This is a genomic window from Mesorhizobium sp. M1342 (assembly GCF_040317955.1).
GTDB lineage: Bacteria > Pseudomonadota > Alphaproteobacteria > Rhizobiales > Rhizobiaceae > Mesorhizobium.
This window is the reverse complement of sequence record NZ_JAMYLI010000008.1, coordinates 111,811-124,620: the sequence shown is the minus strand read 5'-3', so window position 1 is coordinate 124,620 and position 12,810 is coordinate 111,811. Positions and strand designations below refer to the sequence as shown.

Annotated in this window: 14 protein-coding genes and 1 pseudogene; 7 read left to right on the top strand and 8 right to left on the bottom strand. The window is 60.1% G+C overall.

What is annotated here, in order from left to right; genetic code table 11:
* Window positions 1-40: 40 nt before the first annotated feature.
* The 5 genes from NKH06_RS10425 (at window position 41) to NKH06_RS10405 (ending at window position 5,433) form a co-directional block, all read left to right on the top strand.
* Window positions 41-556 carry a hypothetical protein gene (locus tag NKH06_RS10425; protein ID WP_352893046.1) on the top strand — a complete coding sequence of 172 codons (516 nt, stop codon included), beginning with the start codon at window positions 41-43 and terminating at the stop codon, window positions 554-556.
* Between the two features lie 353 nt (window positions 557-909).
* Entirely contained in the window at window positions 910-1,842 is a 933-nt protein-coding gene (locus NKH06_RS10420) for a LysR family transcriptional regulator (protein ID WP_128302948.1), read from the top strand.
* A 584-nt stretch (window positions 1,843-2,426) separates the two neighbouring features.
* Entirely contained in the window at window positions 2,427-3,713 is a 1,287-nt protein-coding gene (locus tag NKH06_RS10415; RefSeq protein WP_128302949.1) for an epoxide hydrolase family protein, read from the top strand.
* Between the two features lie 51 nt (window positions 3,714-3,764).
* A complete protein-coding gene (locus NKH06_RS10410; protein ID WP_352892959.1) occupies window positions 3,765-4,793 on the top strand; it encodes a D-cysteine desulfhydrase family protein in 1,029 nt (342 codons plus the stop codon).
* Window positions 4,794-4,839: 46 nt separating this feature from the next.
* Window positions 4,840-5,433, top strand: a complete 594-nt coding sequence (locus NKH06_RS10405) for an NADPH-dependent FMN reductase (protein ID WP_352892958.1) — start codon at window positions 4,840-4,842, stop codon at window positions 5,431-5,433.
* A gap of 77 nt (window positions 5,434-5,510) precedes the next feature.
* On the opposite strand, the pseudogene NKH06_RS10400 reads toward NKH06_RS10405, so the two are convergent.
* From NKH06_RS10400 to NKH06_RS32015, 6 genes and pseudogenes are all read right to left on the bottom strand, one after another.
* A pseudogene (locus NKH06_RS10400) lies at window positions 5,511-5,633 on the bottom strand (IS481 family transposase); the annotation flags it as partial.
* Between the two features lie 555 nt (window positions 5,634-6,188).
* The gene (locus tag NKH06_RS10395; RefSeq protein ID WP_128302951.1) at window positions 6,189-6,824 is read right to left on the bottom strand and encodes a cysteine hydrolase family protein; all 636 of its coding nucleotides are present in this window, start codon (window positions 6,822-6,824) and stop codon (window positions 6,189-6,191) included.
* A gap of 19 nt (window positions 6,825-6,843) precedes the next feature.
* Complete coding sequence (locus NKH06_RS10390; protein WP_352678209.1) at window positions 6,844-7,392, bottom strand: hypothetical protein; 549 nt, start codon at window positions 7,390-7,392, stop codon at window positions 6,844-6,846.
* Window positions 7,393-7,532: 140 nt separating this feature from the next.
* Window positions 7,533-8,522 (bottom strand): enoyl-CoA hydratase/isomerase family protein, encoded by a 990-nt coding sequence (locus tag NKH06_RS10385; protein WP_352678212.1) that lies wholly within the window; start codon window positions 8,520-8,522, stop codon window positions 7,533-7,535.
* 36 nt (window positions 8,523-8,558) lie between these two features.
* A complete protein-coding gene (locus tag NKH06_RS10380) occupies window positions 8,559-9,029 on the bottom strand; it encodes a RidA family protein (RefSeq protein ID WP_352678215.1) in 471 nt (156 codons plus the stop codon).
* Window positions 9,023-9,187, bottom strand: a complete 165-nt coding sequence (locus NKH06_RS32015) for a hypothetical protein (RefSeq protein WP_502897974.1) — start codon at window positions 9,185-9,187, stop codon at window positions 9,023-9,025. The genes NKH06_RS10380 and NKH06_RS32015 overlap by 7 nt, the downstream gene beginning before the upstream one ends.
* Before the next feature lie 355 nt (window positions 9,188-9,542).
* Between NKH06_RS32015 and NKH06_RS10370 the strand changes: the two genes are divergently transcribed.
* Window positions 9,543-9,713: a hypothetical protein gene (locus tag NKH06_RS10370; protein ID WP_502914446.1), complete on the top strand. Its 171-nt coding sequence runs from the start codon at window positions 9,543-9,545 to the stop codon at window positions 9,711-9,713.
* A gap of 179 nt (window positions 9,714-9,892) precedes the next feature.
* Window positions 9,893-10,354 carry a YybH family protein gene (locus NKH06_RS10365; protein WP_023812729.1) on the top strand — a complete coding sequence of 154 codons (462 nt, stop codon included), beginning with the start codon at window positions 9,893-9,895 and terminating at the stop codon, window positions 10,352-10,354.
* Window positions 10,355-10,414: 60 nt separating this feature from the next.
* On the opposite strand, the gene NKH06_RS10360 is transcribed toward NKH06_RS10365, so the two are convergent.
* Window positions 10,415-11,452: an LLM class flavin-dependent oxidoreductase gene (locus NKH06_RS10360; protein WP_352892955.1), complete on the bottom strand. Its 1,038-nt coding sequence runs from the start codon at window positions 11,450-11,452 to the stop codon at window positions 10,415-10,417.
* 166 nt (window positions 11,453-11,618) lie between these two features.
* Window positions 11,619-12,656: an alpha/beta fold hydrolase gene (locus tag NKH06_RS10355; RefSeq protein ID WP_352892953.1), complete on the bottom strand. Its 1,038-nt coding sequence runs from the start codon at window positions 12,654-12,656 to the stop codon at window positions 11,619-11,621.
* Window positions 12,657-12,810: the final 154 nt, after the last annotated feature.

The following is a 12,810-nucleotide window of genomic DNA, read 5'->3' as shown; positions in this document are numbered from 1 at the left end:
CGCGCCCCTTGTGATCAACTAGTCAAAAGATTGCGAAGGCCTGGTCGAACGCGCCCAGGCCAACGCGCCAATCCAGGCAATTGATATTCCTAACTGGTGCTTTTCCCTTCCCGAAGACGAATATCGTGCATGCTCGCCCGACCACATCGCCGCCGGCTTCACGACAGCTTTAGATGGCCGGCGAATGTCAATTCATGTCGCAGCTGCCGGGAAAACCCTTCTTGTCCACCACTATGTTGAGACAGTTCACCGCAGCGATCGTCTCATATTGAAGTCCGTCTCCGAAATGTTCACGCCTTCGGGCCGTACTACGATCGACACCGAGTGGGACCTCAGCGTCACTGTAGTCGACAACCGCCGATGCGAGTTTACAAACCGCCTCCGTTCCCGGGCAACAGACGACTTCCTCGCCTATCTCGCGCGCGAAGGTATTTCGTTCGATCAGATTCGCTCACAACAGCAACTTTGGTGCACGGCTCATAATACTGCACGAACACCTTCACTCGCGGCAAGCATCGAGCGCGCCGCTCTGATCAATGGCATTCTAAACAAATGACTCTAATGCCGGTGATATGGCCTTCTGCCGCTCACTGGGGCGTGGGATGGGAATGAGAGACGTCTGGGCCATAAGCGCAGGTTTGAGCTTAGGCAACTATGCATCTCGGCCGTGACGAATGGGGGCGGGTGTAGGTCGCGGGACGAGAGCACCGTTCCCGCCCGCGAAGACCTCGTCAGGCGGCGTGTGGATGGACCCTTGGCGGGGGCTCAGACTTTCGGGACCTCGCATCCACGGCTTTTGCGAGCAATGCACCAAAGTGTCCGCTATGCCTTTGAAGAGAATTGGGCGTATTTCGTCGAGACGAACGGCTTGGGCTGCCGTACGTTTGCACAAGCAGAGGGACTGCCCTGATGGATCGTATCGACGCAATGAAGGTCTTCGTCACGGCCGTCGAGGAAGGAAGCCTCGCGGCAGCGGCCCGCAGACTGAAGCGATCCCCAACTGCAATCAGTCGCGCACTGGGAATGCTGGAGCGACATGTCGGCGTCGAACTTCTTCATCGTACGACGCGCAGCCTGAAACTAAGCGAGGCTGGTCAGCGCTACGTCGAAGCATGCCGGAGGGTGCTGGTCGACCTTGAGGAAGCCGACCTGGTCGCGGGTTCGGAACGATCCTCTCCTCGGGGAACGTTGACCATCTCCGCACCTCCCATATTGGGGGAGGAAGTGCTGCGACCCATTCTTGACAGCTATCTGCGCGAGAATCCGAGCGTCTCGGTTCGGCTTCTGATGCTTGATCGGCTCGTAAATTTGGTCGACGAAGGCGTGGACGCGGCGCTTCGGATCGGCAACCTCACGGACTCAACACATATCGCCACGCGCATCGGAGGCGACGTCCGGCGCGTGGTTGTAGCCGCCCCGAAATACCTCGAAAGCCACCCCGACATCAACGAGCTTCCCGATCTGGCCAAACACGACCTCATCGCCTTCTCAAATTTCGGTCTCGAATCCTGGAGCTTCGCACCGCCCCAGGATTCGTCCATCCCGAGAACCGTGCACTTCGCTCCTCGGTATCTCGTCAACAGCGTTCGGGCGGCCGCCGCGTCGGCTGCGGAGGGAATGGGTGTGACACGGCTTTATTCCTATCACGTCGCTGAGTACGTCCGCGACGGCCGCCTCAAGATCATTCTTCCGCACGCCGAGCCGCCGGCTCTGCCCGTTCATATATTGACCCCTCAAGGCCGTGCAGCCGTTCCGAAAGTCCGAACGTTCATTGACTTCGCTGTTCCGCGTCTTCGATCAGAAATTGGACGCATCGCGGCGGAATCGGGTAGCCTTGGGTGATTTGAGTTGCGGCGGGCGTCTTTAGGCAAGTGACTATTCTGAAGAACAGCGGACGCGTCTAACTCCCTAACCAACATGGCGAGCTACGGCTTAGCGCCTGACGTGAATGGCGGACACAAACGCTGTCGCAGGTAGCCAGCGGGGAACACGCCGGTCCGATCGGATCGACCCTTTCACGCGCCGCACAGGCGGGGAGGGCGCTGCGGCACAGCCCTTCGGAGACGCCGAAACCGTCCTTTCCGGAGACGTCGGCATCGAGGCCGCCAGCGCAAGCCCGTTGGCGCGATCGACGTCGGACAATGCGAATGACGGCGTTGAACTTCATGTCGATGTGGTCGGCGTGCACGGACGTCGGTGAGCTTGGTTCTTGGACCATTCCGTCGCACGGGGCAGTTACACCAGATCCGAGAACGATCTGCGATTGCCAAGGTCAGCGTCCATTGTTCGAAGGTGTCGACCCGCCGCTCACCCCGACAACCGGTGCTTAGGTATCGGCGATACCTAGGCACAATATCATCGGCAGCGCTTCTGCCAGACGATCCTTGGACCACATCACAACCACTTCGATCCAGACGGAGGACGTCATGTCAGCAGAAGTCGAGACCAAGACCGTACTGTCGCCGACGAGGCGCGAAGTACTCGCCGCCACAGCCGCAACCGCCGCCCTCAGCGCTCTCCCGAGACCTGCCCGCGCGGCGGCGGGAGGCGACGCAGTGCGTCAGTTCAAGTGCGAGATTCCGCAGCAGGACGTCGACGAACTCCGTCGCCGCGTTCGCGCCACCCGCTGGCCCGGCAAGGAGACGGTCTCCGATCGCACGCAAGGCGCTCAGCTTCAAAGGTTGAAGCCGCTCATCGAATACTGGGGGACACATTACGACTGGCGCCAGTGCGAAAAGAAGCTGAACACGCATGCGCAGTTCATGACCAGGATCGACGGCCTGGACATCCACTTCATTCACGTCAAGTCCAAGCATGAGAATGCGCTGCCGCTGATCATGACGCATGGCTGGCCGGGATCTGTCCTTGAACTTGTCAAGACGATCGGACCGCTTACCGATCCGACCGCGTACGGCGGTGCCGCCGAGGACGCCTTCGATGTGGTCATACCTTCTATGCCAGGATACGGCTTCTCCGAGGTTCCGACCGAGACTGGGTGGGGACCGGACCGCATCGCACGTGCCTGGCACGCGCTCATGAAGCGGTTGGGCTATGACCGCTATGTCTCGCAGGGCGGCGACTGGGGCGCGGTCGTTTCCGACAAGATGGCAGCCCAAGCGCCGGAAGGCCTGCTCGGCATCCACACTAACATGCCGGCCACTGTCCCTCCGGAGATCGCGAAGGCTCTTGCCGATGGCGAGCCCGCTCCCGACGGTCTCTCCGCAGACGAAAAAGTCGCATACGAGCAGATGAGCGCTCTTTACACGAAGGGAGCGGGTTACGCCCTGATGATGGTCACCCGGCCGCAAACCTTGGGCTATGCGTTGACGGATTCACCGGTCGGTCTTGCCGCCTGGTACTACGACAAGTTCGCAGACTGGACGTACAGCGGAGGTGATCCGGAGAAGTCGCTGACTAAAGACGAGATGCTGGACGACATCTCGCTCTATTGGTTCACCGGGACGGCAACCTCGGGCGCGCGTCTGTACTGGGAAAACAACGCCAACAACTTCAACGCTGTCGACATCAATATTCCCGCGGCAATCACCGTGTTTCCCGGCGAGATCTACCAAGCGCCCAAGAGTTGGGCCGACAAGGCATACCACGACCTCATCTACTACAACAAAGTCGATAAGGGCGGGCATTTCGCCGCGTGGGAACAGCCTGAACTCTTCACATATGAACTGCGTGCGGCGTTCAAGACCCTGCGCTGAAGCGTCGAACGCTGCTCTCACGAATCTTGATTACGAACTGCGAGGCGAGCAATGCCCGATAGCGATCTAGTGAACCGGTTTCCGCGCGTACGTCTCATGAATGGACCAACGCCGATCCAGCAGCTCAGTCATCTGGAGAAGGTCCTTGGCGAAAAACGCAAAGGCGTCTCGATCTGGGTGAAGCGTGACGATCTGATGGAACTCGGCGGGGGCGGTAATAAGCTCCGCAAGCTCGAGTTTCTCCTCGGGGAGGCGATGGCGGAAGGCTGCGATACCGTGGTCGTGACCGGCGGAATTCAGTCCAACTTCGCCCGATTAGCCGCCGCCGCCTGCGCCAGAACCGGTCTGGCATGCGAAGTCGTTCTGGCTCAAATGGTGCCCCGCGAGACCGAGATCTATCAAGCCAACGGCAACGTCGTATTGGACCGACTGTTCGGTGCGCACGTCCATATTCTGGAACTGGGAGACGATGCAGGCGGGTTCGCTTTGCGCCGGGCGGCGGAGATAGCGGCGTCTGGGGGGAAGGCTTTCGTGGGCACGCTCGGCGGTTCGACTCCGGTCGGGGCTCTGGGCTACGTCGGCTGCGCATTCGAAATCGAATCGCAGTCGACTGAAATCGGCACTCCGTTCGACCAGGTCGTCATCCCGAACGGCAGCGGCGGCATGCACGCAGGCCTTGTGGCGGGAGCAGCTATCTCGGGAAGAGATCCTTTCCAAATAAGGGCACATACCGTCCTGTCGCCAGCGGACGCATGCGTCGCCGCGACGGCCGGCAAAGTCAACGCTGTCTTTGAGCTTCTCGGGAGCAAAGCCCGTATTCAAGCGGAAGATCTGAACATAAACGGCACGCAGCTCGGTGGGGGCTACGGCATACCGACCTCCGAAATGGTTGGAGCGGTCAAGCTCGTCGGCCGCTCGGAAGGCTTGCTCCTTGATCCCGTTTACGGAGGCAAGGCCTTTGCGGGTCTGCTCTCCGATATTGAAACCGAAGTCATCGCCCCTGGATCGAACGTCCTATTCATCATGACGGGAGGTTCCCCCGGGCTTTTTGCTTACGCAGACGCCCTGAACAGCAACTGATCCTCTTCAAGAGGTAATCATTTTCAACTCAAAAATGAGGAATACTATGGCTATGAAACCAAAAATCGCCATCATCATCGGCTCCACGCGGCCTACTCGTTTCGCCGACAAGCCGGCGCTGTGGATCCTGAAGCAGGCGCGGGGCCGCAACGACATCGACGTTGAAGTGGTTGATCTGCGCGACCATCCCTTGCCGTTTTTCGACGAGGTGGCATCCAATGCCTATGCTCCCAGCCAGAACGCGGAAGCGGTCCGCTGGCAGCAGACTGTGGGTCGCTACGACGGCTACATATTCGTCGTCGCGGAATACAACCGCTCCATCACCGGCGTACTGAAAAATGCCCTCGACCAGTCCTACACGGAATGGGCTCGCAAGCCGTTTACCGCGATCGCATACGGCACTGCAGGCGGTTCACGCGCGCTCGAACATCTGCGTGGGATCGGGGTCGAGCTGCAGATGGTCTCTACCCATGCGGCTGTTCATATCGGCGGCAGCGATTTCTTCACAGTCTCCTCAATGGGCGCCAACAAGCCGATCGAGGAGATCGAAGCCAACCTCCTGCCGTCGGCGAAGACTGCGCTCGACGAACTTGTCTGGTGGGCGGGGGCAACGATGGCCGCCAAGACTGCAGGCGCCTGACGTGGGATCCGGATGTCGCGGGGGCATGAGCCGCCCCCGCCATTGATATCGTCTTTCTTGGCGCGGGGACGGCCCGCCTAGCTGTGGAACCTCAACAGGTTGTCCAGGGTTAGATCGAGGCGTCTGATGGGTAGTTTGGAATTTAGGCTGCCGTGTGGGCGATGCCAATTGTATCTGTGCAGCCAGAAAGGCAGTTCGGCGACGAGGGTCTGGCCAACCTCGAATCCGGCACCGACAAAAGCGCAAAAGTCCCCGATTGGAGCCCCAACCCCGCGACCGGGCGCCGGCGGCGGCTTTGCCGACCAGCGCAGAGGTTTAGTGAAGGGCGGTGCAAGTCTTGAAGATGATCGGCGGCGAGGGCAGACGCGTTTCACCGCCGACGACTGAAGACGCCAGTGGAAACTTCGACGCTCGAACACCGCGATTTCCTGCAAACTGCCGTCGCGGACCCCTTTCGCGAAGAGGCGAAGCCGTCCCACGGACTAGCGAGCTCACTTTGATGCGTCCACGTGCAGCGCTTGCAGAACGAGAACATCGCCCAGTGCAAGAAGCCGACCTTCGACGGAACCGCACTCCGCGGGCGCGATTGCGGTAAATCGCAGCCCGCCGCGCAGGCCTCGAGGGATGGCTTCCGAACCCAAGTAAGCATCGAAAAGGCATCCCAACACTCGACCCGCATAATACTTGTTCCGGGCAAAAAAATCCGGCGTGCGCGTAGACGCCTGCCGGATTGTGGAGACGGCGCTACCGCGAGACTACGCCGCCTGCGTGAGGGCGATCGCCGCGATGGTTTCCTTAGTGTCGACAATCGCGCTGGCATAGCTTGGGAGATTGACCTCCAGTGCCGCATGCATCATCTCTGGCGAGTAGTCGGCAACCGCGTCCTTTACGACCGTAACGTCGTAGCCGAGCTCCGCGGCGTATCGTACCGTGGCCTCTATGCAGGTGTGAGCGACGAGCCCGATCACGATGACCCTCTGGATTCCATGCCGCTTCAGTTCCAGATCGAGGTCGGTGTTGGCAAAGCCACTCGAGCACCAGTGCTCGGAGGCGACGACCTCGCCGGCCATCGGCACGAATTCGGCGCGGAATTCACCGCCCCACGTTCCGAATTCGAAACTCTTGCGGTGCCATGCCGCCCGCTGGATGGGCGCCACAAACTTCCAGTTCTCATAGTCGCCGGCACGATAGCGATGATGCATCGCAAAGAAGACCCGGAACTTGGCCTTGCGTGCGGCCGTCAACACCTCAAGCATGTGCGGAATGCAGTTATTCGCCTCCGCGACCTCCTGGATCCGAGGCCAGATCTTGCCGCCCTCGGAGATGAAATCGTTGTATGGGTCCACCACCAGCAAGCCAGTGTTGCTCCGGTCGAACGACAGTTCTGTCATGGGATACCTCCTTCGGCGCTCAGGCTGCCTTCGTGGACGTGTTCTGAAGTGCAGCCCGCTCGATGCTTGCCGCAAACAGAGGTGTCTCCCCCTTGTTGTGCGCGATCGACATCGGCTGCCGCTGAGAGCGGAAGATATCGAACGGAATCCCCTGGCTCCCGAGGTAGGCAATCATTTCGTCGGTCGCGTAGGATCTAACGCGATTCGTAAACTCGCAGCGGACGGCATCGATCTTCTTCACGCTCAGTTCCCAGGTGACGTGGATGGTCACTCGGCCGTTCGACGTGAAGACGTCGGAATCGGAGTCGAGGATCAGACGATTCTTTTCACCCAAGGTCTCGTGATAGTGCTGGACCATCAGGCTCCCGCCGATCGTTTCGACGTTGATCGACATCCGGGTGCCGTCCGCCGCAGTCGTGAAACCTGCTGCGATGTGCGCGGGGGAGCATCCCTGGTATTCTTTTTCCGGAAGATTGAAGCACCACTTCGGAATGTCGATCTTCTCGATCGGAGCGTTGATAATCGCCGAGAAGCTTGAATCGACGATCTGGTTTTCGATGCTGTGCATGTGTCTCTCCATGGTTTAACGGGGTTTTTACGGGCTGCGATTATCGCGTTACCGCAAGGCGAAGTGCGACTTCGCGACTGGGTTTGGCAGTTCAAATTGGTGCCCGCGCGACCTGCCGTCACTGGCGGGCTCCGCCTTAGCTATTTGTCGGCAAGAGACTGCGTGTAATGTCCCAGTCTTGCTTCGACGTCCGGGTCTTTCTGCAGGCCCATATCGATGAGACGGCCGATGTTCTTCTGCGCGACCGGGCGCTGGACCGATGTTATGAAGGCGTCCCATCCTGCCGCGATCTCGGGATCGCTCGGAAGGCTCGCGAAATCGACGAGGCGTTTGGTGTCAGCGATCGCCTGGCGGTCGAACCCGGAGATCCGGGTTGCCAGCCCGTCGACGAACGGATCGAGCTTGTCGTCATCGAACGACCGATTGACGTAGCCGTACTCCTCGGCGAGATCGCCGTTGATGTCGTCGGATCCAAGGAGGACTTCGAGGGCGCGGCCACGTCCCATCAGTCTGGGAAGCCGTGCCATCGGGCCGCCACCAGGGACGAGGCCCGCGCCGACTTCCCATTGCGACAGAATCGCCTTCTGGCGGCTGGCGAACCGCATGTCGCTAGCCAGCGCAAGCTCGCTCCCGACCCCCGTCGCGCGGCCGCGGATCAGGGCGATGGAAACCACGGGCGCCTTGCTGATGCGGACCAGCATGTCGGGGAGTGGGTGCAGTCCGGTCGGTCCAGAGGGGAGGCCGGTGGATTCAGCAAGGGGTGGCGTAAAGTTATAATGGGTCAGAAAGAAGCCGGGCACCGCGCTATCGAACACGATGACGCGGAGATCGGGATCCTTCTCTATCTGAGAAACGACCTTTTCCATCTGCGGGATTGTTTGCGGCCCGAAAATGTTGAACGGCGGATTGTCGAAGGTGACGCGCCAATAGGCAGCCGTCCGCTTCTCAAGCTTGATCAGCGCCTTCTCCTGACCGGCCACGGCTCTGACGTCCAGAGATCGATAGACCTTCTCGGGCGCCTTCATCTCCCCCGCGAGGGCAAGCGCCGGAATCAGCAGCACGGCAGTAGCAGTGAGCAGTTTTGACGACATGGTAATGGCTCTTGTCGTAGTAGGGGGTCTGATCTTCATGACTGCCTCCGTTTCGGGTTAGAGCAAGTTGCCTCGCTAAGATTCGATCTCGAAGACGAGTTCGATCTCGACGGGCATTCCAAGCGGTATGCTAGAAACGCCAAGCACGATGCGGGGCGGAAGCCGGGCGGCACCAAAAACCTCGAGCAACAGCTCTGAGGCGCCGTCGGCTACCTTTGGATGCTCGTGAAATTCCGCCGGGCAGGCGATGTAAACGCCCAGTTTGGCAACTGAACGAATCCTATCCAACGATCCTAGATGAGACCGCGCAGCAGCAAGACCGCTGAGGCACGCGGTTCGCGCTGCGTCATAGCCCTCGGCGACCGATAAGTCCTTGCCGACAAGGCCAGTGTAACGGGGGACGTGGTCGACCACCGGAAGCATGCCACTCAAGAACAGCAGGGAGCCGGCCCGCGCTGACTGGACGTAAGCGCCGAACGGGGTGGGTGCCACCGGCACGAGCAGATCGAGTTCCTTCAACCGCGCTTCCGCGCTCGCGACTACCATTTGACGTGATGTGCGCAGTTGTCGACGTGCAGCACCTCCCCGGAAATGCTTGACGATTTTGTCAGATAGACCACGCCATCGACGTCGCCTGTCTTCACCAGGCCTGCTCCGATCCCTTGTGACGTGCCGGTGCCGATCACAGTCTTATGCACGCTCATGCCTGCCTCCGTTCTGGCGACGCGGGTACCCTCGGCCGCCAGGTGGCGGTCGGTCGCTCTGGTGTTGAGTGTTCGTTGGACCGGCCACGAGCCGGGAGTGTTCCGACGGTCGCGCCGTCTTCCCCTCTGTCAAAAACCATCGCGCATTAAATTCAGACCCGGTATTGTACCAAGGTGTCTCCGATACCTTGGGATCGGAAGTTTCGTCAGCACACCAAGGTCTAGTGGACGTGGAGGGGGTCCGGAGCTATCAGCGTGGAACGTCACGCTCGGCAAGGAGTCCCCATGACCCGCTGGCCGGATCGCCTAATTCTCGACCTGTTCGGAAGTCGAGCTTTCCATCATCCAGGCGCCGATGGCTGGCCCAACGACGGTCGACATGGTCGTCGCCGCTGACAAGGCCGGCGCTCTCGGTTCCCTTCCAAGCCCACAGTTAAACGTTGTGGGACTTGGGCAGGCCTTGACCGAAATTAGGGCGGCGACAATGGCTGCGGTCAACGTCAACGTCAACTTCAGCCGAAGGTAAGGCCGCACCGATTCGATGAGAGCTTTGCTTGCGCCCTAAGCGCACGTTCGTCCCTCAAAAAACCGACGACACCATCGTACAATGGAATCGGCGATGTCCATCGAGCATTGCTTCCAGAGCGGACGAAGCGCGCAATGAATGAGGATACCGCCGTGGACTTAGATGCGAGGACGATGCCGATGAACCCGAATCTTACAGAAGTCGACGGCGGCGAGACGAAGCCGGGCGAAGGCAGTCCCTTGGATGCGCTGATCGAATTCTACCGAGCCTTCAATGATGGCGATCTCACCGGGCTCGAAGCCGTGTGGCTCGGCGGTTCGGAGCCCAGCATGGACAACCCTATCGGTGGTATCCGCCGTGGATGGCAGGAGATCGCAGACGGGTATTCGAAGGTCTTCAGAGGTCAGGCGAAGGTTCACGTGACCTTCCATGACTTCACCAGCCAGGGCGCCGACGACTGGCATCTGTTCGTCGGTCGCGAGCGTGGAGCATGCAGCACGGCGAAGGAAAAGCTCGACGTCGCCTTCCGGACGACCCGGTGGTTCGTACGCAGGGACGGGGCCTGGCGGCAGCTACACCATCACGGGTCGGTCGAGGATCCGAAAATGCTGGCCAATTACCAGAGATTGATTTTCGGATAAAAGATCGGCAAAAGAGGGGGGCGCCTCCCGATGTCGGCGCCCGCCGTAGAAGCGCTCTTGCTAGTCGCCAAGTTGTCCTCTCACCAAAGGCGCAACGTGGGTTCCCAGCAGTTCGATCGAACGACGCATCGCTTTCGCCTCGAGGGCGGCAGTGCTCATCTGGAAGGTGATTCGAGCGATCCCTCCCAACGTCCCGTTAACATGCAATATCTTCGCAGCAACAGTTTGCGGGCTGCCGACCAGAAACGCGCCACCTGGCCCGCACATATGCTGGAACTGAGCTTGTGTTGGCGGCGGCCAGCCGCGCTCCCTTCCCGCCTCCGTGAACATCTGGAACCACCCGGGGAAGAACGCTTCCCTGGCAGCGACATCAGTCTCCCCGACGAAGCCCAGAGCGTGGATGCCGATCTTCTGGTTCTTTGGAGGACGGCCGGCGGCCAGCCATGCGCGACGATAGAGTTCGACGAGGGGCAGGAAACGCTCGAAACTTCCGCCGATGATGGCGACCATCAGCGGCAGACCGAGCGTTCCGGCACGGACGAACGATTCGGGCGTCCCGCCGACGCCCAGCCAAATGGGCAAGGCTGGCTGGTGCGGGCGAGGAAAAACACCTTCGCCATTGATCGCAGGGCGAAAGCGGCCCGCCCACGTAATGTTGCGCTGCTCCCTAATCTTCAGCAACAGGTCCAGTTTCTCCGCAAAGAGCGCATCGTAGTTACGCAGGTCGAGTCCGAACAAAGGGTAAGCCTCCACGGAGGAACCGCGACCGACCACCATTTCCGCTCGTCCGCGGGATATGAGATCCAGTGTGGCGAACTCCTGGAAAAGCCGCACGGGGTCGGCGGCGCTCAAAACGGCGACGGCGCTTGTAAGCCTGATCGACGTCGTGCGTGCGGCAGCCGCGGCAAGGATCACCGCAGGTGCCGAATCGAGCGCGTTCTCCCGGTGATGTTCGCCCATTCCGAAGACATCGAGTCCGACTTGATCTGCGAGCTCGACTTCTGCGAGCACGCTCGCCATCCGTTCGATGGCTGACTGCAACTGACCTGTAGCGGGGTCGGTCAGCAGCATTGCGAAACTGTCGATTCCGATTTCCAATTCATAAATCCTTTGGGGACGACGAGGCGCTTAAGTAGTTGAGGACGCGGATGAACACGCAAGCTAGCATACGGCTGGCGAGCCTCGCGCCAGCCTGTTTTTATAATGGGTATCACGGATAACCAATCCCGTTGGACAGGGCGCAGGTTGAACCCTTCGTGATCGGTCACGCCCAGGAATCGACATCCCGTACCGCCTTGGCGAAGGCCTCGGGGGCCTCCTGCGGGAGGTTGTGGCCAACCCCGCCAGTTATCAGACGGTGTTCGTACTTCCCTTTGAATTTGCCGGCGTAGGATTTAGGATCCGGATGGGGGGCTCCGTTAGCGTCGCCCTCCATCGTGATCGTGGGAATGTGGATTTCGGGAGCTGAAGCGAGCTTGGTTTCGAATTCCTCGAACCGCTTCTCGCCTTTCGTCAGACCAAGCCGCCAGCGATAGTTATGAACAACGATCGCGACGTGGTCCGGATTAGCAAACGCCTTGGCGCTTCGCTCGAACGTCGGGTCGTCGAACTTCCAATGCGGGGAGGCGAGTTGCCAGATCAGTTTAGCGAACTCGCTCGTGTATTGTTCATACCCGTCTCGGCCACGATCCGTCGCAAAATAGAACTGGTACCACCACTGGAGTTCGGCAGCGGGTGGGAGGGGGGACTTTCCGGCGGTCTGGTTCCCGATCAGGTAGCCGCTGACGGAAACCAGGCCTTTGCATCGTTCCGGCCAAAGCGCGGCTACGATGTCGGCTGTCCGCGCACCCCAGTCGAACCCGCCCAACGTCGCCTTGCCGATCTTAAGTGCGTTCATCAGCTCTATGGCGTCTACGGCAAGGGCCGACGGCTGGCCATTGCGCATCCTGTCGTCGGAACGAAACCTCGTGCTGCCGTATCCGCGCAGATGTGGCACGATCACACGATGCCCCCTCTCTGCGAGCATCGGGGCCACCTCGGCAAAGGCGTTGATGTCATACGGCCAACCGTGAAAAAGGATCACGGGCGAGCCGTCGGCAGGGCCCAGTTCGGCGTATCCGATATTGAGGTCTCCGGCGTCTATACGCTTGTCGGCAACCAGTTCATGGCTATTCTTACGAACGGCCTTCTTTCCCTGGTCCGCACCCGCGGCGCGTCCGGGGAGGATACCCGCCGCCGTCAGTCCTAGTGCGACCCCGCCGAAAGACCGACGTGTGAGGTTCTCAAATTCAAGATTGCGCATGATTGCCTCTCTGATGATGGACGATGAATGGCTGCCGCTCAAAATTCTATCGCAGCGCGGCGGCTGACCAGCGAAGTTTGAGACTGACGGGTCAAAACCGCTAGTAGACGAAGGTGTCGGGAGTGACTGACGGTGACGGCCTCGTCGCCTTCTC